Origin of the sequence: Flavobacterium gossypii (assembly GCF_014138495.1) — a bacterium.
Lineage (GTDB): Bacteria > Bacteroidota > Bacteroidia > Flavobacteriales > Flavobacteriaceae > Flavobacterium > Flavobacterium endophyticum.
Genome location: NZ_JACJIS010000003.1, coordinates 233,085 through 253,584 on the forward strand (window position 1 = coordinate 233,085; position 20,500 = coordinate 253,584).

The 20,500-nt window shown below is 33.8% G+C and carries 21 protein-coding genes and 1 pseudogene; 13 read left to right on the forward strand and 9 right to left on the reverse strand.

The features are described 5' to 3' along the window. Nucleotide 1: 1 nt before the first annotated feature. From GGR22_RS14115 to GGR22_RS14135, 5 genes are all read right to left on the reverse strand, one after another. Nucleotides 2-559 carry a hypothetical protein gene (locus GGR22_RS14115; RefSeq protein ID WP_245982561.1) on the reverse strand — a complete coding sequence of 186 codons (558 nt, stop codon included), beginning with the start codon at nucleotides 557-559 and terminating at the stop codon, nucleotides 2-4. After that, nucleotides 552-1,823, reverse strand: coding sequence for an ABC transporter permease (locus GGR22_RS14120; protein ID WP_182494174.1), 1,272 nt, complete (start codon nucleotides 1,821-1,823; stop codon nucleotides 552-554). Before GGR22_RS14120 ends, GGR22_RS14115 begins: the two co-directional genes overlap by 8 nt. Continuing rightward, nucleotides 1,820-2,449 carry an ABC transporter ATP-binding protein gene (locus GGR22_RS14125; RefSeq protein WP_182494175.1) on the reverse strand — a complete coding sequence of 210 codons (630 nt, stop codon included), beginning with the start codon at nucleotides 2,447-2,449 and terminating at the stop codon, nucleotides 1,820-1,822. The genes GGR22_RS14120 and GGR22_RS14125 overlap by 4 nt, the downstream gene beginning before the upstream one ends. Nucleotides 2,450-2,539: 90 nt before the next feature. Then, complete coding sequence (locus GGR22_RS14130) at nucleotides 2,540-3,202, reverse strand: LuxR C-terminal-related transcriptional regulator (protein ID WP_182494176.1); 663 nt, start codon at nucleotides 3,200-3,202, stop codon at nucleotides 2,540-2,542. 6 nt (nucleotides 3,203-3,208) lie between these two features. Then, nucleotides 3,209-5,221, reverse strand: a complete 2,013-nt coding sequence (locus GGR22_RS14135) for a tetratricopeptide repeat-containing sensor histidine kinase (protein WP_182494177.1) — start codon at nucleotides 5,219-5,221, stop codon at nucleotides 3,209-3,211. A gap of 139 nt (nucleotides 5,222-5,360) precedes the next feature. On the opposite strand from GGR22_RS14135, the gene GGR22_RS14140 reads away from it, so the two are divergent. The 4 genes from GGR22_RS14140 to GGR22_RS14155 all read left to right on the forward strand — a co-directional run bounded on the left by GGR22_RS14140 (nucleotide 5,361) and on the right by GGR22_RS14155 (nucleotide 8,115). Next, the gene (locus tag GGR22_RS14140) at nucleotides 5,361-5,858 is read left to right on the forward strand and encodes an outer membrane beta-barrel protein (protein ID WP_121376844.1); all 498 of its coding nucleotides are present in this window, start codon (nucleotides 5,361-5,363) and stop codon (nucleotides 5,856-5,858) included. Nucleotides 5,859-5,869: 11 nt separating this feature from the next. Continuing rightward, on the forward strand, nucleotides 5,870-6,280 hold the full coding sequence (locus GGR22_RS14145; protein ID WP_182494178.1) for a hypothetical protein: 411 nt from the start codon (nucleotides 5,870-5,872) through the stop codon (nucleotides 6,278-6,280). 113 nt (nucleotides 6,281-6,393) lie between these two features. Next, nucleotides 6,394-7,578 (forward strand): hypothetical protein, encoded by a 1,185-nt coding sequence (locus GGR22_RS14150; protein WP_182494179.1) that lies wholly within the window; start codon nucleotides 6,394-6,396, stop codon nucleotides 7,576-7,578. 36 nt (nucleotides 7,579-7,614) lie between these two features. Further along, on the forward strand, nucleotides 7,615-8,115 hold the full coding sequence (locus GGR22_RS14155; RefSeq protein WP_182494180.1) for a hypothetical protein: 501 nt from the start codon (nucleotides 7,615-7,617) through the stop codon (nucleotides 8,113-8,115). 7 nt (nucleotides 8,116-8,122) lie between these two features. Here GGR22_RS14155 and GGR22_RS14160 read toward each other — a convergent pair. After that, a pseudogene (locus GGR22_RS14160) lies at nucleotides 8,123-8,281 on the reverse strand (JAB domain-containing protein); the annotation flags it as partial. A gap of 363 nt (nucleotides 8,282-8,644) precedes the next feature. On the opposite strand from GGR22_RS14160, the gene GGR22_RS14165 reads away from it, so the two are divergent. Genes GGR22_RS14165 through GGR22_RS14175 form a run of 3 tightly spaced genes read left to right on the forward strand, consistent with a single transcriptional unit; the run spans nucleotide 8,645 to nucleotide 11,904 of the window. After that, nucleotides 8,645-9,919, forward strand: coding sequence for a site-specific integrase (locus tag GGR22_RS14165; RefSeq protein ID WP_182494181.1), 1,275 nt, complete (start codon nucleotides 8,645-8,647; stop codon nucleotides 9,917-9,919). Then, complete coding sequence (locus GGR22_RS14170; protein ID WP_246336967.1) at nucleotides 9,858-10,898, forward strand: tyrosine-type recombinase/integrase; 1,041 nt, start codon at nucleotides 9,858-9,860, stop codon at nucleotides 10,896-10,898. Before GGR22_RS14165 ends, GGR22_RS14170 begins: the two co-directional genes overlap by 62 nt. Next, complete coding sequence (locus tag GGR22_RS14175; RefSeq protein WP_182494182.1) at nucleotides 10,891-11,904, forward strand: tyrosine-type recombinase/integrase; 1,014 nt, start codon at nucleotides 10,891-10,893, stop codon at nucleotides 11,902-11,904. Before GGR22_RS14170 ends, GGR22_RS14175 begins: the two co-directional genes overlap by 8 nt. A 120-nt stretch (nucleotides 11,905-12,024) precedes the next feature. Here GGR22_RS14175 and GGR22_RS14180 read toward each other — a convergent pair whose 3' ends face one another. Then, nucleotides 12,025-12,879, reverse strand: coding sequence for a hypothetical protein (locus GGR22_RS14180; RefSeq protein ID WP_182494183.1), 855 nt, complete (start codon nucleotides 12,877-12,879; stop codon nucleotides 12,025-12,027). A gap of 63 nt (nucleotides 12,880-12,942) precedes the next feature. Here GGR22_RS14180 and GGR22_RS14185 point away from each other — a divergent pair, with 63 nt between their 5' ends. Continuing rightward, on the forward strand, nucleotides 12,943-13,680 hold the full coding sequence (locus GGR22_RS14185) for a recombinase family protein (protein WP_182494184.1): 738 nt from the start codon (nucleotides 12,943-12,945) through the stop codon (nucleotides 13,678-13,680). Nucleotides 13,681-13,725: 45 nt separating this feature from the next. On the opposite strand, the gene GGR22_RS14190 is transcribed toward GGR22_RS14185, so the two are convergent. Then, nucleotides 13,726-14,847 (reverse strand): hypothetical protein, encoded by a 1,122-nt coding sequence (locus GGR22_RS14190; RefSeq protein WP_182494185.1) that lies wholly within the window; start codon nucleotides 14,845-14,847, stop codon nucleotides 13,726-13,728. After that, nucleotides 14,844-17,018: a hypothetical protein gene (locus GGR22_RS14195; protein WP_182494186.1), complete on the reverse strand. Its 2,175-nt coding sequence runs from the start codon at nucleotides 17,016-17,018 to the stop codon at nucleotides 14,844-14,846. The genes GGR22_RS14190 and GGR22_RS14195 overlap by 4 nt, the downstream gene beginning before the upstream one ends. 713 nt (nucleotides 17,019-17,731) lie before the next feature. Between GGR22_RS14195 and GGR22_RS14200 the strand changes: the two genes are divergently transcribed. From GGR22_RS14200 to GGR22_RS14220, 5 genes are all read left to right on the forward strand, one after another. Beyond that, complete coding sequence (locus tag GGR22_RS14200) at nucleotides 17,732-17,974, forward strand: hypothetical protein (protein ID WP_182494187.1); 243 nt, start codon at nucleotides 17,732-17,734, stop codon at nucleotides 17,972-17,974. 36 nt (nucleotides 17,975-18,010) lie between these two features. Continuing rightward, nucleotides 18,011-18,301: a helix-turn-helix domain-containing protein gene (locus GGR22_RS14205; RefSeq protein ID WP_182494188.1), complete on the forward strand. Its 291-nt coding sequence runs from the start codon at nucleotides 18,011-18,013 to the stop codon at nucleotides 18,299-18,301. A gap of 10 nt (nucleotides 18,302-18,311) precedes the next feature. Next, the gene (locus tag GGR22_RS14210; protein WP_182494189.1) at nucleotides 18,312-19,139 is read left to right on the forward strand and encodes a reverse transcriptase family protein; all 828 of its coding nucleotides are present in this window, start codon (nucleotides 18,312-18,314) and stop codon (nucleotides 19,137-19,139) included. A gap of 101 nt (nucleotides 19,140-19,240) precedes the next feature. Next, entirely contained in the window at nucleotides 19,241-19,540 is a 300-nt protein-coding gene (locus GGR22_RS14215) for a hypothetical protein (protein ID WP_182494190.1), read from the forward strand. Then, a complete protein-coding gene (locus tag GGR22_RS14220; RefSeq protein WP_182494191.1) occupies nucleotides 19,530-20,222 on the forward strand; it encodes a hypothetical protein in 693 nt (230 codons plus the stop codon). Before GGR22_RS14215 ends, GGR22_RS14220 begins: the two co-directional genes overlap by 11 nt. Nucleotides 20,223-20,500: the final 278 nt, after the last annotated feature.

A 20,500-nucleotide genomic window follows, 5' to 3' on the forward strand; every position in this document is an offset into this window, starting at 1 on the left:
TTTATTTTCCTTTTACGATTACTGCATCCTCAATATGGTAGATCCAGTCTTCTACATCATTTTCATTTATCCTGAAGTTACCTTCTAAGGTAACATATTGATCTGTCTTCAATTTAGGAGTGCTACCTCTGAATTTAATTCCCATAATAGTTTCTGGTCCTGCCTGGCCGCAAAAAAAGCAGGCCGCAAAAACATTCTTGCTCAACGCATAAGTCGTATTATCTATCGGGACGATAAACCCAGACATTGCTATCCTTTTCTTGTTTTTTGCCTTTAGCGTAGAGTTTATTATCGGAAACATCACGCCGTCGGGATATGTCTTGCTCGGTTTTTTGACAAACTTGATAGCTCCCAGCAATTTCCAATTCAAAGTATCAATTGCAACAAAAGATTTCGATTCAAATTTGGAAAAAGCCTTGATTTCTGGCAAAAAACTCGCCCTCTGCACAGCAGGAGAATTAGATTCTTTTATCGTTAGATTCTGTTTCTGCAAAAAAGTTGCGTCAGAAAAAATAAAAAAAACAAAAAGGGCTATACTAAAATAATAAGTCTTACGCATTTGCTAAAGTTTTTGAAATATTCAATCGGTATGCTTTTACGGCAGGAATGACTGCCGCTAATAGTCCTACAAAGATAGCAGCTAAGAACAGAATTCCCTCCTTCTCCCATACAAAAGCAAAAGGGTTAAAAGTCATCTTATATTCTTGGTCTGTTGAAGAGGATATGAGCAATAACGCAACTCTTCCAACAATAGTGCCGAAAATAAATCCGACAACACATAATAATATGCTCTCAAACAATACTAAATTCAGTAATTGCAATCGGCTGGCTCCGCTTACTCGTAACAGGGCAAATTCGTATTTGCGTTCTTTCAAGGTAGTATAGAGGGCTATAAAAATACTGATTCCAGAAATCAGCATGATGCCATAAGCCAAGTACTGCAAGGCCTGTAGCCCTATTCCAAATAAAGAAAATAGTCTGTTGATTTCGATTGCTGGCGAAGCGGCCTGCATCTTCGTATTTTGTGCTATCAATCTCGGCCAGGTCACAAATCCCATCTTATTCCTGAATTTTATCAAGACTGCCGTTATTTCTTTTCCTTGCTCTGATGTTTCAGCTTGATGGTCATGATCGTGATGTTCGTGCTCATCGCCTTCAAAATGAATATGCCCTTCTTCACCATGTTCTGGATTTTCTTCGGCGTGTTCGTGAGCATCATGCATCGCCCAGACGCTAGGAATGTTGCACAAAATAAGGTTGTCTATGACTTTTCCTGTTGGACCTGCAATACCGCTGACATGATAGGCGAATTCTTCATGAACTTCTCCTTCTGCCGCATCGCCATGTGAGCCGAAGAATTTATCTCCAACCTTTATGTTTAATTTTTTTGCGATTTCGCTTCCAATTACGACTTCAAAATCTTTCTGAAATAGCTTGCCTTCTGAAACAGTGGCTCCGTATTTTTCAAGATAGTCAGGTGTAGTACCGACAATCTTAAAACCTCTATAGTTATCTCCAAAAGCCAAGGGTATCGCGCTTTTCACAAAAGGGTGTTTCATCCACGTTTTAGCTTCATCATAGCTAATGTTGCCCGTCGGTGCATCCACCTGATATACGGAAGAAAGTATTAATTGCAAAGGGCTTCCTTGAGCACCTAACACCACATCAACACCGTCAATATTACTTGAGAACTGTTTTTCAAATTGTTCCTGAAGCAAAATCAACAGAGAAATTATAGCAACACTGGCCGTCAGCAAGATGATGCTCAGTATCGTATTTAAAGGTTTGAACCAGATATTTTTCCAAGCTAATTTGACAATCATAACAATGTAATTTGATTAGAAAAACGATCTTTCAATCTCTGATCGTGAGTAACTATAATTAGTGCTGCTCCGTATTCTTTCGACAACTTCGAAAGCAGATCGGCTACCTTAAAAGCATTTTCATCATCTAAGCTTGATGTAGGCTCATCTGCCAAAAGCAGCTGCGGCTCATTTATCAAGGCTCTTGCAATAGAAACTCTTTGCTGTTGTCCGATACTCAAACGTGATGTTAATTTGGTCATTTGGTCAGCCAAGCCTAATTCTGTCAAAAGCGATGTTGCTTTTTCTTCAGCTTTTTGTCCAGTTGCCAGCCAAGAAGAAAGAACCACGTTTTCTAAAACAGAAAATGCTTCTACAAAATGTGACTGCTGCAGGATCAGGCCTATATTCTTACCTCTAAATTTATCTAGATTTTTATCCGAAAGGCTTTCAATATTTGTATCACCAATACGGATAGAGCCCGACTGGGCTTTGAGCAATCCTCCTAACAGATGGAGCAATGTAGTTTTCCCTTTTCCAGAACCACCGGTAATCAAAAGTACCTGGCCGCTTTCCAAGGAAATATCGGGGAAATTAAAATTCACTTTCCCGCTGTAGGAAAAAGCGAGATTTTTGGTCTGGATCATAGATAAAGTCATTTCTGCAAGCGGAGTGCAAGATACTGAAATACTTTAAAACAAATTGTTAACCAGAACTTATAAAATACTCTCCGCTAACTAAAAACTATTGGAAAAATGGGCATCATTGAGCAATCCATTTTCATTGGCAAAATTAATTAGCTCGAGAGAATTTTTAACATCAAACTTTTGGAGCAGGTTCCTTCTGTGAGTTTGTATGGTCAGAAAGCTCAAAAACAATTCTTCTGATATTTCTTGTGTAGATTTTCCTTTTATTAATAGAGCCAATATTTCTTTTTCTCTTTTAGTCAGTCTAGGAATCGATTTTAAATCAGACAATTGTATCTTATCTAGCATAACCTGCACTTCTTTGCTAAAGACCATCTTCCCTTTCGCCGCTTCTTTTATGCAATGGATGTATTCTTCATTTTTTGCGGTTTTTAATAGATAGCCGGAAGCGCCTTGTTTAATCAATTGCAACACGATACTCCTTTCAGACTGGCTACTGATTCCTAATATGATCATCTTAGGATATTTCTTCTTTAACTCAAAACAAATATCAATTCCATTATTATCTCCAAAAAAGATATCCAAGAGCAAGACATCTATTTTATCAATTTCTTCAAAATTATATAAATCCTCACTTTTATTAAAACCGCCCAATAAATCAAATTCTTCATGATTTGAAAAAAGAGTAGACAATCCCTCAATAATTAAAGGATGATCGTCTAAAATAGCAATACTCAGTTTTTTATTTTCCATAATTTGTCAGACTTCAAGTTCAATATTATAGGAAGTGCCATTGGAGTTACTTTCACAATCAAGGCTTCCTTTTAAAAGCTCTATTCTGCTTTTTATATTTTTTATTCCTAGCCCTAGATTTTCTTCTATTCTTGAACTATCAAAACCAATTCCGTTATCTTCTACAGAAATAAAGAATCTATTCGCGTTTTGGCTGCAAGAAACTAAAATCTGGGTCGCTCTTGCATGTTTTAAGGCATTATTTAATAGTTCTTGAACAATCCTAAAAATAGTGGTCTGTGTGGTCAGCGGCATCGAATTATCAATTTCATACGAATGAAATTCTATCGAAACACTATCCGATCTTAGAGTAAAGCACAAATCACCGAGAGCCTTGTCTAAACCTAATTTCAACAACGATTCTGGAACCAAATTATACGAAATCTGTCGTAATTCAGATATCGAAGTTTCCAAAATAGCATTAATTTTAATCGCATCAGTATCCTTTTTGGCTTGCGTATTGGCAAATATAATTTTTAAGGCAGATAGCTTACTGCCTATGCTATCATGCAAATCCCTAGCGACTCTTTTTCTTTCTGCTTCTTCTACATCGATCATGGTTTGCATAATCTCAATTTCCTTTTCTCTTTTTAAATTATTTAGTTTCTGAAAATGATTTATCTCTTTTTGAGCCGTTATCTTTTTTTGGTTTTTTAAGTTTTTCCAAATAAAATAAGTAAATATCAAAACACAGATAAGTGCAAAAGACAATAGCAAATGAAACAGCGTGTTCTTCTTCTGATTTAATAAAGTAGCTTGTTTTTCAATGGTTAGCTTTTTTATCTTATTCTCATTTTCTAGTTTATTGTATTTAGCCTCAATGTCTGCAATTTTATCCGCTTCAAATGCTACACCCAAGCTATCTTTTAGTTGAATATACTGCTCATTATACAGGTAAGCCTTTTCAAAATCATTTAATTTTCGATAAATTTTCGATAGCTCATACGAATAATAAGCCTTATCCTTAATATTCATGTCGCCGTTTTTAAAAACATCCAACAGTAAATTTTTAGCACTTTCGAGTTTATTCTGAAGTATAAAAACCTCGTACTTCATAAGCTTAAATCGTTGTACTAAAGTAGAGTTTGCATTACGTTCTGATAATTTGATGCCCTTGTCATAATCTGAAATCGCCAAATCATAGTTTTTAATTTCTTGGTTCAAGCTCCCTTTAGCAAAATAATATTCGATGTATAGCGATTTTAGCGGATACGATTGTAATAAATTTTCAGCTTTTCCGAGATACTCAAAAGCTTCTTTTGTTTTTTTCTGAACCGACAAAACCTCTACATTAAACAAATACAATTCGATCAAATCTTCGTTGTAGCGGCTTTTTTTATTCTTCCCCTGCTCCAAAGTCTTAATAGACAGGTCTAAATAATATTTCGTTTTGTCTATATCTTCATTATTATAAAAAACAACAGCAATTAGCTTATACAAATTAGACAGCTCTTGGCTATCCTTACTTTTTTCTGCAACAGGAATTGCTCGTTTTAGTAAGACTTCTATTGTTTTTAAAGGTTCGTTTTCCCGCTGATACAATAGCCCGATATTAAAAAGTATTTTAGACCTTACTACATATATCTCTTTGCTATTGTATTTTTTTAAGACTTCGTCAGCTTTTTCAAACTTTGCCAAATTCCCTTTTTCCAAAGTAAGGAAAAGCGAATTATAATAGTACGATACATCTTTTAAGTAGCTGTTATTTTTTACTAATTCATTCCCTTTTTTTAAATAGGCAAGTCCTACTTCTTTTTTATCGACATTTTTAGTATAAATATAAGCCAGCCTGTAGTTCATGATGCATCTCAAGCTATCCGATGTACTAGCGGCAATAGCATTTTTCAAGCTATCAATAGAAACCTCATAATCATTTAATGTACTGATTTTTTGAGCATGCCCCAGATACGCAGCAAACACCAAGAAAAAAAGATACAATCGCTTCATTTTGTTGAGATAAGCCACAAATGTAATGACCATTCTCTGGATTTTCAGTAAAACACTAAAAATTACCTGATTTCAGGTATTCAATTATACCTTTTTATGATTAATTCGAATTTAAATGTCCTATCTAAATTTGCACAACACCTTAAAAAACAAATCAATTAAAAAAAATTAAATGAAAAGACTTATCAACTTATCTGTGCTTTTACTCACAATTTCTTCCTTTGCTCAGGCCCCACTCGAAAAAGGAAAAATTCAACTAAATGCCGGTTTCGGAACATCCAACTGGTCAACCCCAATTTATTTTGGTGCAGATTACATGATTTCAAATCCGATTACCGTCGGTCTTGAAGCTTCCTATCAGTCCTATACCACGTATGGAATTAAAAGCACCATTATAGGACTACAAGCCAATGGTAATTATCATTTTAATGAACTACTAGAAATTTCAAACGAATGGGATGCATATGCGGGTCTTAACCTAAACTATTACAACTGGAAATTCAAAGACTCAGATACCAATACCTATTTAGTAGATGATGAACCATTTGGTGTTGGAGTTCAAATTGGCGGAAGGTATTTCTTTAATGAAAAGTTTGCCGTAAACCTAGAACTCAGAAGTGGAAATGTGACCACCGGAGGAAAAATTGGAATTACTTATTTATTAAATTAAAAAATACAACCATGAAAAAAAGACTAACAGCATTTTTTGCAATCCTATTAATTGCAATAACCATTTCTTGTAGCAGTGACGATAGCAATGGCAATGGCGGCAATCCATCGCCAAATAAAACGGCAAAATTTGAAATAACAGGCAACTTTACCGGTCATATATTTATCGTATACAACAATAATGTAACCGGAAATACGACCGAAACGATTACTTCATTGCCATGGAGCAAAACTATCAATTACCAAGATAATGTTACAGGTATCGGAATCAGCGGTAATGCCGTATTACAAAATCCTGGCGTTGTAGGTCAAAACGTCAGTTTAAAAATATACCATAACAACAGCATCGTGCGCCAAAGCAACAAGATTGCAGATTCAAATGGTTCCTTTAGTTTTGAGACTTTGACTTTTATGTTCCCTTAACACCTACTTTCAACAAGACAATAGGCATGAGGCAATAGTGCATAATCAAGTAAAAGAAAATATATTTATGGCAAAATAATTATCTGGTTAGCACAATAGAAATCACAACCATTATGAGACACAGCTTTAAGTATATTTTCATTTTACTTTTTACTCTAAAAATTGCAGCTCAGGCTGATAAAGAAACATATCTGTTTTCAAAAGATATTGAAGCGAAAATTCAAAAAGATACCCTGCCATGGAGATATCAGATGGGAGCAACCGATTATTCAATCAGTGAATATTACACAAAAGCTCTAGAAACCTGGGATAAGAATGGAGGTACGATCAAAAAAATAAGCAAAGAAGACAGCCTATACTTCAATTCATTCCAGAAAAAGAATGCAAAGGAATACATTATAAATCGCTCAAAAGACGAAAAAATCATCATTATCAATGAAGCGCATCATAACAACAGGCACAGAGTTTTTACCGCTTCGCTTTTACAAGGCTTATACGATAATGGATATCGCTTTTTCGGTCTCGAAGCACTTGCAGACTCATTAATAAACGAACGAAAATTTCCAGTCATGGAAAGCGGCTTCTATGTAAAAGAACCACAAATGGCGAATTTATTAAAAGAAGCATTGAAAATCGGTTTTGTCTTATTTGAATATGAAGCAGCAAGTGGCAAGAATGGCAAAGAAAGAGAAATTGAAGAAGCAGAGAATATTGCGCAATTAATCAGAAAAAATCCAAATTCAAAATTTCTGATTCATTGTGGTTGGGATCATGTGATAGAAGGAACCCCGACCAACAAAAATTGGGAAAAAGCTATGGCTGGCCGATTAAAAGAAAAAACAAATATCGATCCTTTTACGATTGACCAAGTGACGTATACCGAAAAAGGCAATCCTAAATTTACCAGTCCTTATGTCTTGATGGCCAACCCTAAAGAATCGGCAGTCCTAGTTAATGGAAACGGAAAATTATTCAATGGCGGAGAAACAAATGACCAAACAGATTGCAGGATAATTCATCCCATCACCGAATATATAAACGGCCGTCCCGATTGGTTGACAATAAACGGACAACGAAAAACACATACCCTTCCAAAATCTAAAATTACCCAATATCCCATTTTGGCTCTTGCTTACAGAAAAAATGAAGTTGAGCAGAATGGAGTTCCGGCCGATATTATTGAAATCACAAATAAGGAAACTAAAGCCGATTTCATTTTAGAAAAAGGCATGTACAAAATCATCATTAAGGATAAAAACTATAAAATTATCCAAGAATTTGATGCAAACGTAAAATAATAACAAGGCCCTTTTTGAGCCGTTAACATTAAAAAAATGAAAAACTACAGTATCATAGTACTCCTACTACTAGCATTCACGAGCAGCAAGGCTCAGACAAAATTACCTGAATTTAATGACAAGCCGGCCTATTTCAACACCAGCACTAACGAATTAATCGAGCTTGAAAAATCGCAGTACAATACAATGGCCAAAGCCAAAGGATTATTTAGCGCAGAAGGAGGCTTCTATTTAAACGGAACCAAATCTTCCGTCAAGATTGCAAATAAAAACCCTCTAAAATTTATAGTGAAGGTAAATCCAGGAACCGATCCAACCTCTGTTTTCGACTTAGTAAAATTTGAAGTACGAAAAGACAAAAGAGTTTTGGTAACCACTAAAGCTAAAGCTACCAGTACCTCAACCTCCTACGAAAAGATTAGCTACACTCTAGAAAAAATAAAAGACGGATACTATTTCCTAGTAGCTAAAAATTTGGCTCCAGGAGAATACTTTTTTGGTTCCAATGATTTTATGTTTGCCTTTAGCTTAGAATAAAAATTTATTATAAAATACCATCATCGCCAAAACTATAATACGAGTTTTCGGTAATTATAACATGATCCAAAACCCTGATATCCAAATTTTCGCCGGCAGTCTTTAATTTCTTAGTAATCTTCCTGTCGGCTTCGCTTGGATACAACACCCCAGAAGGATGATTGTGAATCTTATGTAAAACTTTCCATAAGCATCATTATGTAAACAAAAAGATTATGCATAGTTGTTCGTTAAGGATACATCTATCTCTTAAATATCCTCAACTTTACTAAACATAAAAATTGCTGAATATTTTTATTTATTAGCATAAATAAGATGTTAATTTTTTGTTATTATTACAGTTTTTCAAGTGCTAAAAAAAAAAAGAAAAAATTCTGCCTTTCCTTATTATCATTACATTTTCAAATAGTAGAGCGATAAGAAATAAAATCTCGGAAAAAATTTATTCGAGTTTGTATAAAAAAATACAATCTTCAAAGAATAAAATTAAGTATTACCTTGGCTATCAGTTAATTGAAAATAAAAAATTATGGAAAGCCAATTTATTTATCTTGAAAGTATCATTCCCAAAGTTGAAGAATATCTGTATGTAAACTTAAATTTTACACCTATTCATATCGATTTCTGCAAAAGAGACTGGAAAAGAATCCGTATTTATTTGGCGTCGCGAGGATATACTGATTTTTCGCTTGATTATGAATCCGAGATATGCCAGTATTTTTTACCACAAAATGCAAAGGGCAGAATGTCCAGAGTAGCCGAAAGGATGAAAAATTCAATAACAGCGCTTTGCGAATTTATCCGCACATCTAAAATATCCTTGAGGACCAGGAGTACTAAAAACAATATAATTTTTACTGGAGAGATAGGCATCGTAATAGAACAATTCCTGCATAATCAGAAAATACAGAAAAGGCTATCCTATATCCGGACATGTTGCTACCAAAGACAGCTTATCAAATTTTATAATTTCTGTAAAACGAATGACACTATATCAGTAAGTAAAATTGACCTGCCCTTTCTCCTAAACTACATCAATCAGATCGATCCCAGCGGCACGACTACCGTCGAGACGGCTATCGGGGTCTTGAGAGGGTTCATGAAATATCTATTCTTGGATGGCCTGACAGACATAGATTTTTCCATTGCTATCCCAAGATACAAGTCTGTAAGACAGCCCGATCTTTCCGCGTCCTATTCTCAAGATGAGATCGAGCTTCTTATCAAGAGTATCGACAGGACTTCTCCAAGCGGCAAACGCAATTACGCAATGATACTTCTCATGGCCAGACTGGGTCTCCGCGCATCTGATGTATCTAACTTAAAATTTGAGAATATTGATTGGGAATCGGATACTATCACCCTCAGTCAGGTTAAAACCGGAAGGGAGGTAATCCTGCCATTACTACCAGACGTAGGCAATGCCATAATAGATTATCTAAAGTATGGCCGGGCCAAATCCTACGAAAGCCTTGTCTTCTTATCATGTGTACCGCCTTATAACGGACTTGTCACTGGAAGCGCAATTTCATCAAGAGTGAGAGATATATTTAAAAAAGCGGGTATTAAGACTGAAGGCAAAAGATATGGATCCCACTCTCTCCGGCACAGCCTAGGGTTCAGGCTTCTGCAGGAAAGCACTGCAATACCTGTGATTTCAGAAATACTGGGCCACCAAAATACGCAATCAACAAAGTATTATCTGCGAATCGACATACAGTCTATGAAAAGTTGCATGTTGTATGTTCCCCCTGTCCCTAAAGATTTTTATGAACAGAAAGAAAGCTTTTTTTATGGCGGCTAGAATCTATTATTACAGCATTTATGCCGAAAAAATACGGCAGTATGTCGAGATGCGGAGGAAGTTGGGGTACAAGTATACAACCAACGAGCAATATCTTCGATCACTAGATCGTTTTGCCACACTCAAGGGTGAGACATCAATTGGCTTTACGAAAGCCTTTGCAGATGAATGGGGAATCAAGAGACCCAACGAAACCGAAACGAACAGAGGTACCAGAATTTCCATCCTATCATACTTTTCATCTTTTTTGCGTGACATAGGTATCGATTCCTATATCCCGAAAATCCCTCCTTACCAAAAACCTAAATTTATTCCATGTATCTTTTCAAATCTACAGATGGATAGGATCTTTAAGGCATCTGATGGACTGAGGTCAGGTAGAAATGCATCGATGAATACCTGCATTATGGCAATTCCCGCAATCATCAGAGTATTATATGGGACAGGTATCCGAATAGGCGAAGTACTGAACCTTAAAATCTCAGATCTAATCATGGAACACAGGTGCATAAAAATTCGAGACGTCAAGAGCAAAAAGGAACGTATCATACCCATTTCTGATTCTTTATGGAATGTCGTTCAGACTTATATTGGTTACAGAAACTCCCTTCCTGAAGATAATTTGTATTCTGAATATCTTTTTATTAAGCCTGATGGGAGAAGATGTACGGACGAAGGGATAAGGAGATGGTTCAGAAAGTGTGTGCAAACAGCTAAAATCAACGAAGATATTCCTGGTGTAATTCCAAGAGTTCATGACTTGAGGCATAGTTTCGCTGTAAATTCTCTTGCAGGCATGGTGGCAGATAGTATCGACCTTTATGTAGCACTACCTATTTTATCAAATTATCTAGGCCATCAAAATATCAACTCTACCGAACACTATGTTCGATTGACAACAAACATGTTTCCCGATCTGAGAAAGGCACTTGACCGCGCATGCATTGACATCTTTCCAAAATTTATTAATTATGAATAATTTAGATTTTCCCAAATACGTGACCAACTTTATATCAAAACACCTGCCTTTTGAAAGAGGGCTAAGCCATAATACAGTCAGGGCATACAGGGATGCGATAGTCCTCCTGATAATCTTCTTAAAAGTTGCAAAAAAACTAAAAGAGGCAAACATAACTGTTGGCTTCATAACAAAAGACACCATACTGGAGTTTCTCGAATGGCTACAAGTCGAAAGAAACAGTAGTGATTCCACTAGAAATTCCCGCCTGGCAGCTATTAAATCATTTTTTAAATACATAAAAGAAGAAGACATTGGATATATATATCAATTTCAGCAGATACAATCGATCAGAATTAAAAAAACCGTTAGTAAATTAATGTCCTACCTGACTATTGACGGATTAAAGCTATTGTTGCAGCAGCCGGACATAAGCAGTATGAGGGGAAGGCGAGATCTTGTACTAATTTCACTTATATATGATTCTGGCGCAAGGGTCCAAGAAATTATAGATCTGACCCCATCGATGATAAGGATAGACAGGCACCCGACGATACAGCTTCTTGGCAAGGGGAAAAAAATGAGGCTTGTTCCCCTCATATTTGAACAGGTTATAAATTTAAAACACTACTTAAAAGAGCAAAAACTACTAGAGCCGCAAGCTAATAGGTATCCCGTCTTTTTTAACAGTAGGAAAGAGAAACTGACCCGAGCTGGAATAAACCATATAATATCCAAATATGCCGAAAAAGCGAGATTGAAAGATTCCAGCCTGATTCCCAAGGAACTCACATGCCATTCCCTTAGGCACTCAAAAGCGATGCATTTATTCCAACATGGCTATAACATTGTGTACATAAGAGATTTTCTTGGGCATTCCTCTATTATCACCACCGAAAGATATGCAAGGGCCGATTCTAAATTTAAGCGGGAAGCGCTTGAAAAAGCATCTATAAATATTAATCAGACGGAAGAGGCAATGTGGAATAAAAATGACAGCCTGATCAATTGGCTAAATCATTTTTAATGTGGTATCTGTTCAATTCAAATCCCGCCGAAACTTTATGAATATAGTCCTTGTTGATTTTCATAAAAATAAAAAGCAATCTTTAATTTTACAATGGATAAGGCAACCTTTTCAAATTTCCTAAATGAAATTTTTCCAATCTATTCCATCAAATAATTGTACGTTGATTTTCATACTACTTTCACTTTTATAAAAACGGTAAGTTTTCAGGATTAGTTTGCCTATCTCTGCATTAGCATCCTCAATTGAATTATATTTAATATTTGATGTGCTTCTATTCAATTTTTTTGCAGGTTGCAAAATATTGTTTTTAATATTATAATATTTCGTACATATTAATCGCGTTTTTGAAAATTTTCTTTTTGAGTTATCATAAAAAAGTGAATCGTCAATATGAAATTCGTAGTACCAAAAATTATATTTATTAATATTAAAACATAAACGAATTTGATTGTTTTTAAATACACAAAACTTTAGCGTATTAAAAATTGAAATGGCTAACCCATTTTCAAAAATTTCCTTTATACAATTATCTATTTCTTTCAAATCTCTCTTATAAGTATTCACAGAGCTATTAAAATGAGATAGTGGATGAAGCAGAATGAATAGATAAGAATGTATAACTTTTAACTCTTTAATTTCTCTATCAATATTATTCAGAAAAGTCAAGCAAATACTAAAAATTTTAGAAAGTTTATATGATTCTAATTCAAGCAAATCATTGTTTTTAAAAATTTCTGAAGGAAAAAATTCCTTTAATTTGCTTTCAAGAAATTTTCTATAATAATTAGCCGCCGCCGGATAATCTGGCCTTTCAAGATTATAAAGGTAATATCGAGCTTTTGATAGATCATCAGAATCAGACAGAATAATGGGCACATCTATATGATTGTGGTTAATTTCCTTATCTCCTACGTAGAGCTCTATAGATTTCCATGGATTAGCTGTGTTATCTTTTGATTCAACAAATACCAAATATACCTACCCTAAAATTGGTATAATTTATTTATATTTACTACTTCTCTAATATCCATCAATATGAAAGCAAGATATATCAGGGTGTCGACTACAAATCAAAAAATAGAACGACAGATGTTAAAACAGCATGCCGGAGAAAAATTATATATTGATAAGATAAGTGGCTCTATACCATTTGTCCAAAGACCTCAAGCAAAGGCTCTTTTAAAAGATATTAGTCTGGGAGTAATAAATTATATTGTTGTGTCAAGCATAGATAGGCTAGGCAGGAATACTTTAGATGTGCTTCAAACAATTGAGCAATTACATAAGCAAGAAATATGCCTTAAGGTTGAAAATCTTGGGTTAGAGAGCTGGACAAATGGAAAAGAAAACCCGACTTTCAAACTGATTATCAGTGTTCTGGCAAACATCAGTGAAATGGAAAGAAGTTCTATTTTAGAAAGACAAAAGGAAGGCATAGCAATTGCCAAGGCAAAAGGTGTTTATAAAGGAAGAGAAAAAAACAGTAAGGAATCTATAGAAAGTTTCCTTGCAAAATATCCGACTGCTGTAAAATACCTTAAAAAGAAGGTTCCACCAACTATTGTTGAAATTGCAAAGCTTGCTGATTGCTCTAAAAATACAGTGCAAAAAATTAAAAGTATACTCCGTATGCAAATATCAGATAATGAAAATGCATTATTAATTAAGCAGGCTATCCGTAGCTTAAAAGGTAAAAAACTATTTGAAAAACAAAATCAGGAGGCAAACAGGCAGTTGGATGCATCAACTTTCAAAATTTCAACAAGAAGTTAATAATCTATACAAATTTATTCACAATTAGTAATGCCCCTTACTAAGCTAAATAATCCCTATTTTTTTTGCTATATCCTTTTTAAATTTAGTCAGCGGTTGGTTGTTTTCGGAAGCATTGAAAATAGATGAACCGAATATGTCTCTTTTTATGGACATTTCATCTGTAGAACGAATCGCTCTTGCAATTTCAGCAATTGTACTGTCTGAATACTTTTGGCGCTTAAGCACCATGTTCAGTGCTTCTTTTTTGTGGAAGGCGTACCGACCCTGAATAGCAAAAATTTCCAAAAATCTTTTTTCGCCTATCCCAAGGGCATCAAATGTTATAGTAATATCTGTAAGTTCCTTTGTGGTATTCTCATCTTTTCCATCTGAAAAATACAAGCTAAAGAGAGGGTTGTCTTCCAAAACAAAATCGGGAGATGTAGGTGAAAGTAATATAGTACTAGCATTAAGTTCAAATTCTTTAATTCCTTTAAATTTTGAATTACATGCATAACACGAGGGAACCAAGTTGTATAAAGAAAGTGCAAAGTATGGGTAATTGCCTTTAGGAAGAAAATGATCCAAGGTAAAATGATTTTTATAACGGTTTGCCATGCTAAGAGAATATTTTCTTATCAATTCCCTTTTTTTTTTAGTTAAAAAGCCAGGATCAGAATTTGTTAGAGGACGTTCCGCTATGATCTTATTGATAGTTGCTTTTGAAATGCCTGGGATAAGATTCAATTCTTCATATTGCGCTACATTGAGGAAATGAAGTTTATCTTTATATTGACCAATATCATTAAAAACATTTATGTAGTCAATATTGCAATAATAGCAAGAACACATATCTATTAAGCCCAGATTGTTCATTCTCATAAAGAAATCAGCGATTGCAGGCTGTAAGTTTTCGTAATCAAAAAGTTTAATAAATTCAATACGTTTAGTCTCACTAAGAGCAGTAGCATAGCTTTTCAAAAGTGGCTCAGTTGCAATAAGCTCGACTAAACTAAACGTCAGAAGATTATTGAGGGTAAGTATCTCACCTTTATAAGGAATCTCCTTTAGATGAGCATCAATACTAGCTTCATTACGTAAATTATCTTTAATCGCTTTTGAAAATTCATCATGGAAGATTTTCATATTATCGTTGTCTTGGGAGGGATATTTAATCTTTATCATGGCATTTTTTTTAGTGTTTCCAATGCTTCTATTTGAGTATTGAGATTCTTTATTTTTTCAGCAATAGTATTTTTTGAGTAAATTCCAAGACGTTTTTCAATATATGAAAGATTGTTTTCTAGAATTTCTTTAATATATTTTTCGCCAATCATTGAACATAACTTTTCAAATTCAATTATTCTATCTTTAAATCTGATTCTTAATTCTTCCAATTTTTCCTCTTCTGACACTTGCTTGACTTTTTCGTAGAAATCAATTAATTCCGAAATCTTCTCCAAAGCAACTTCACCTTTAGTATATCTCATAAAAAAGCCATTGGATAAAAGTTCGTGGATATTAGCTGCAAATGTTTGCTCCGTATTTTTTTTTGGTTCTGCCAGTTTTGAATCTTTTGGTATGTCCAGAAATAATATGTTACTGTTTGGTATGTCAGAAAGTATAAATGGCGAATGTGTTATGAATGTTATGTTAATACCTGAAAAAATATAATTAGTTCGTAAAATGTATGAAATCAGATCTTTTATAAAAGTTCTTTGGAATTCTGGATGGAAATATAATTCTACTTCGTCGAAAATAAGATTCACATAATCATATCTTACTTTAGTTGTACCATCTACCGATTTAAGATTGACAAGATGATAGACTATGGAATTTATACTATATACTTTTTGTCGTTCCCCTGAACTCAGTTCACTGAAGGATCCCATGTCTTCAAAAAGAATATCTAATTCAAAGAATGAGGGGGGAAGAAAATTAATGAGCTCAAATCTGGCTTTAGGCAGGGTCATTTGAGTTCCTTCGGGAAGAACCCGTGAAGCTAACCCTTTTCTTTTGTCTTCTTCTCTTTCTTCTAATTGCTCTTGCTTATCCTTTTCAACAAGGTCGGTAATTAATTTGTCAATATTTAACGATAGGATATCATTATCTATGCTGTGGAAGAGTGAATCTTTATCAATCGAATCAAGACCGTAGAGTAAGAAATTAACAGCTTGTCGCAACTTAAATGTAATATGGCTGAATTCGTTTTCAAGATCATCAAGCAGAGCGGTAACAAGTCTGTCTTCTTTTAAATTAAATTTTTCTCCATATATTTTTCCATCAATAGGGTAAGTCTTGGCTATTTTTTCAATCTTATGTAAAATATATTCTATTGTAATCTTATCAAGCTGGTTTGGAGTTCTATATTTTCGGTTTATTTCTGAAATCGACTTCTTTTCTTGCTTTAGATTTGAGAACGCGTTAAGCACTTTGTAAAGAATTTTTTTACTGTATTTGGAGAAATAGTCAAATCGTATTTTCCCCTTATTTTTTCCACTTTTATAAATTGCGAATTTTTGATGATCAATTTGTAATACAAGCTTGTGAACCACCTTATCATTAACTAAGTTCCTAAGACTATCTATAGAACTTGAGCCTTGGGGAATTGGCCTTAAAATATTAGAAAGCAATCTTGACTTTGATAGATAAGTTACTTTGTTTATATCAATTATACCCTCTGTTCTCATTGGGTTCAGCACTAATGGAGTTTGGTATGCGTCATTTTTATGAAAGAGGGGCTTTAACCACAATCCTATTTCTTTTGTATTTAATCCATATAATGAGTAATTTACGGCAATAGAATAAAAGAAATTCTCAGCTATAAATTTTTTGCTTAATCTTAATTCCGTTTCTTCAACAGGAATAAAAATATTATCCTTAAGTTCGAATTGCTTAATATAGAAATTCCTTTCCTTTCGAATTCTGAATATTTTATCTTTTATGAGATAAAATATTTCGAGCTTAAGTCCATTCATTTTTTTTACCTCATCATCATATTTTTTGGATTCTTCTATTGTAAATTCATGATCTTCTTTTACTTTGATATTTCTTAGAAAGCCAACATTCTTGTCTCGGGAAAGGCAAAATATAAATGCATAAAGTAATTCAGCTAGCGAGCTTTTGCCTGTTCCATTCTTTCCTACAATAGCATTAATATTTATGCTAGCTCCATTAGAGGAATAAAGATCAAAATCAAGTTGTGGATTATAGGAAATAATCTCGTTAATTTCATCTTTATACTCAGAGAAGCTGAAGGCGCCATGAAGCACATAAAATTCATTTCTCTTTAATATCTTAGTATAACTGGTATCACACTCAGAGAGAGGCCGTAATGCTATAATTTTAAAACTCACTTTGATATGTTTTAATATTTGTATTGCTAATATAATACGAATTATTTTTCTTACAGCTTATATTGTTCTTTTTAATAGGTATCTATCAGAATAAAAATAATCATGAAAAGAAATATAAGCCATATATTTTTTGACGAGTTTATTGGCCGTTTATCGAATATAATTTATGATAATGTTTTATTGTTTTAAATTCGTGTATCTATTTTTCCATTAAATGAGTGCTTAGACTCATCAATATTACTCCCAGTTACTAAAAAATTGTTAAAATACTATTTTTAGTAACTGGGAGTAATTTTTTTAATATATTTGTATCAGTTCTTTGAAATTGTTTCGAGTCGGATATTAAATGAGGTATCACTATAGCCTATAATTTAGGCAACCCTTAGGGGTAAAGTAGCAACGACACAGAAGATATGAAAGCGCATGAAGCGCGCGTACTGCAGAAGAATGCAGAGAAGTAGTAAGACAGCCACGCAGTCAACCGCTTTTTCACGCCGCCTTGACGCCCATTGAAGTTTCCAGTCCTTGGCAGATTATAGCCAAAGCGATTGAATGCATCTGAAGTTGCGAATAAACTGTTCAAATTTTATTAAATGAGCAGGAAACATTAAGTGAGTGCATAGAGAACATTGTCTACGCATTTAATATCAGGCACAGCTTCGACATGAGCAGGGACGAACGTCGTCCTGTATATTAATTTTAAAAAAAATATCATGTCCAGAGTTAAAAGAAATCGAAACATGGATTTCCTTATCAATGCGATTGAGGAAATCAAACTAAAGAACCAGTGTTCTCTTTCGGAAACGGATGTTACAATCCTTAATGACGCAAAAGCGAAATTGCAGATGCTGAAATGTAAGAAAGGTCTAACGGATAAACATCTCAAACAAGAGGTAGCCGAAATTGTCTTGTTAGTTTTAAATTTTCTGACCAAATCAAATTCAAACGCTAAGTAAAACCGACACTCCTTAATTTTTTTTCCAAAAACAACCATGGACTTAGGAACTGTAATTAAAAATATAAGAAAAGATAGGCAGCAAACTCAAAATGAGTTAGCTGCTAATTGCGATATTACACAAACATATCTTTCTCAAATTGAAGGAAATAAAAAAGAACCTAACCTATCGGTACTGAAAAAAATAAGTGCTTGCCTCGATGTGCCTCTTCCAGTATTATTTTTCCTATCTCTTAATGAACAAGATATTGATCCAAACAAGCGCGAAGCTTTCAAGCTACTAAATTTACCCTTAAAAAATCTTGTCGGTGACGTCTTCGGGCTTTAAAAAATATCAATTGAAGCAACTTTCGGCGATACTAAAAATGTCGCCTGAAAGAATTGTATATATTTTAGACAACATAGACAGCTTTTATCGCCAAAAAGAAGAAAAAAAATTTGATCCCAAAAAAGGTTCTTTTAAAACTTATAAAAATGGGAATCTTAAAATTCGCATTATCAATCCCTCCCAAGGAGATTTAAAACTTGCACAACAAAGAGCAAAAAATAGAATTTTGTCAAAGATTGCATTGCCAGATAATGTTCATGGTGGGACCAAGAAAAAAAGTAATATTACCAACGCTAAGGTTCATCAAGGAAATAAATATATTTTTGCAACAGATTTACAAGAGTTTTATCCTTCTATATCATCGAAAATGGTTTATGATGCATTTCTGAAATTAGGATATAGTAATCATTTTGCTAGCCACCTCTGTAAATTGGTTACCTATAAACACAAGGTGCCCCAAGGCGCCCCAACAAGCACGCATATTTCTAATATTGTATTTCTTCAGACTGATAGGAAGCTGATTGAATATTGTAATACTTATGGCATTACCTATACTAGATATGTTGATGATTTGACTTTTTCAAGTCAACAAGATTTTAGCGTCCATACTGTAGAGTTAATGAAGATAGTATGTGATAATGGATATAAAATGAGTTATCGAAAAACGTCATATTCTGGAGAGCAAACTATTACTGGACTGATTGTCCAATTGAACAAAATTGATGTCCCGGATAGTATAAAATATAGAGCTTCCCTTGAAAAGGATGATCCCTTGCAACCAGTAACCGATTACATGAAGAGGGTTACTTCTACAAATAGGCATAATTATCGCCAATAAAAATTCGTAAACGCAAATATAGAGTGTTACATTCAAGAATTGCTGCTATGTTTGCTTTAAATAGTAAAATAATTTTAAATTAAAGTTAAGATAGAATATTTATGGTTGCAAGGAGATCAACTGATCCTGTATCGCAAAATTGGTATGAAGAACCAATTAAAAAGTGGTTTGCCATAATAAGTGGCTTTATTGCTGTTGCTTCCATGGGGTATGGTATTGCAACTGTAAAGCTTAATCTTGAATTTAGAATGGAAAAATTCGAGATGCAACAAGATTTTAATGAAAAATTAAGGGAACAGATAGATAACTGCAGAACAGAAAAACAGAATTACGAAAACAAAAGAGTTGAGGATATAGAAGAAGGCATTAAGAATCTAGAAAAAAAAGTCAATGGAAAGTAAATATATTAAATATCGAATATATATATTAATCTTATTGGCTAGTTTGCTGGTTTCTTTAGCTCTCTTGTTTATTTTAATTTTAGACAATAAGAAGCTCGAAAAACAAGTGCAAAAGAGAGAAAATTTAATTGAAAAGACAGTAATTAAAGAAGCTCAACTTTCTAAACAGAAAACCAAGAATGATAGTATTATTGAACGATTTATTGATGATTGTGGGATTCGTATCAATAATAAAAAAGTATCTTCCGAAGATTTATTGAAGTTAATTAATGAGCAGGTTAAAGAGATTGAAAGTTTAAAGAATAAGAATGCACAGATAGGTGATTCACTTCAAGTATATGAATCATACGTTTCTCTTTCTAAAAAAAATATCGATGTAAAATACAGTACTAAAAGAAAGGATAACCAACTAATTTCAACAATCAGTCTGAAACAAGACTCTTTAAATATTTACAGAAAGCTTTATAACATGATGCAAAGAGATTATGGCATTGCTTATAAAATTGAAGATAATAATGATTCCAGGACATACATAAAAAAATACACAAAATTAGATTCTGCTCTTTTTGTATATAAACATTACAAGCATGTCTTAAGCGTTGATGATAATGGTGACTTAATGATTGATTTGCCTACAAAAAGAGAAATTAGAAGAAGTACTTCCAATCAAAAAAAGAATTAGAAACAAGATAATACATACGATCCGGTTCTCAAGCTCTCATTACATAAAGCTTTTTACCTTCGAAAGACACTGAAGCAATTTATATTTCGATTCGAAAATATTGCCCGATTGATGTATGTTTTTCTTATAAACTCATCTATGCTTTCTGAAAATTGCTTTATTTTTTGAACTTGACTTGAACAACTAAAGTCTGTTGAATTTGAATTGGAGCATTTATATCACCTATTGAAATTGTATGACTTTTTGTTCCATTTTTAGATTTTTTAAATCTAACCCAT

What these genes read in the sequence shown, in the direction of transcription:
- GGR22_RS14115 (WP_245982561.1), bottom strand. Translation starts at nt 559, where the DNA reads ATGCGTAAGACTTATTATTTTAGTATAGCCCTTTTTGTTTTTTTTATT.
- GGR22_RS14120 (WP_182494174.1), bottom strand. Translation starts at nt 1,823, where the DNA reads ATGATTGTCAAATTAGCTTGGAAAAATATCTGGTTCAAACCTTTAAAT.
- GGR22_RS14125 (WP_182494175.1), bottom strand. Translation starts at nt 2,449, where the DNA reads ATGATCCAGACCAAAAATCTCGCTTTTTCCTACAGCGGGAAAGTGAAT.
- GGR22_RS14130 (WP_182494176.1), bottom strand. Translation starts at nt 3,202, where the DNA reads ATGGAAAATAAAAAACTGAGTATTGCTATTTTAGACGATCATCCTTTA.
- GGR22_RS14135 (WP_182494177.1), bottom strand. Translation starts at nt 5,221, where the DNA reads ATGGTCATTACATTTGTGGCTTATCTCAACAAAATGAAGCGATTGTAT.
- GGR22_RS14140 (WP_121376844.1), top strand. Translation starts at nt 5,361, where the DNA reads ATGAAAAGACTTATCAACTTATCTGTGCTTTTACTCACAATTTCTTCC.
- GGR22_RS14145 (WP_182494178.1), top strand. Translation starts at nt 5,870, where the DNA reads ATGAAAAAAAGACTAACAGCATTTTTTGCAATCCTATTAATTGCAATA.
- GGR22_RS14150 (WP_182494179.1), top strand. Translation starts at nt 6,394, where the DNA reads ATGAGACACAGCTTTAAGTATATTTTCATTTTACTTTTTACTCTAAAA.
- GGR22_RS14155 (WP_182494180.1), top strand. Translation starts at nt 7,615, where the DNA reads ATGAAAAACTACAGTATCATAGTACTCCTACTACTAGCATTCACGAGC.
- GGR22_RS14165 (WP_182494181.1), top strand. Translation starts at nt 8,645, where the DNA reads ATGGAAAGCCAATTTATTTATCTTGAAAGTATCATTCCCAAAGTTGAA.
- GGR22_RS14170 (WP_246336967.1), top strand. Translation starts at nt 9,858, where the DNA reads ATGTTCCCCCTGTCCCTAAAGATTTTTATGAACAGAAAGAAAGCTTTT.
- GGR22_RS14175 (WP_182494182.1), top strand. Translation starts at nt 10,891, where the DNA reads ATGAATAATTTAGATTTTCCCAAATACGTGACCAACTTTATATCAAAA.
- GGR22_RS14185 (WP_182494184.1), top strand. Translation starts at nt 12,943, where the DNA reads ATGAAAGCAAGATATATCAGGGTGTCGACTACAAATCAAAAAATAGAA.
- GGR22_RS14190 (WP_182494185.1), bottom strand. Translation starts at nt 14,847, where the DNA reads ATGATAAAGATTAAATATCCCTCCCAAGACAACGATAATATGAAAATC.
- GGR22_RS14200 (WP_182494187.1), top strand. Translation starts at nt 17,732, where the DNA reads ATGTCCAGAGTTAAAAGAAATCGAAACATGGATTTCCTTATCAATGCG.
- GGR22_RS14205 (WP_182494188.1), top strand. Translation starts at nt 18,011, where the DNA reads ATGGACTTAGGAACTGTAATTAAAAATATAAGAAAAGATAGGCAGCAA.
- GGR22_RS14215 (WP_182494190.1), top strand. Translation starts at nt 19,241, where the DNA reads ATGGTTGCAAGGAGATCAACTGATCCTGTATCGCAAAATTGGTATGAA.
- GGR22_RS14220 (WP_182494191.1), top strand. Translation starts at nt 19,530, where the DNA reads ATGGAAAGTAAATATATTAAATATCGAATATATATATTAATCTTATTG.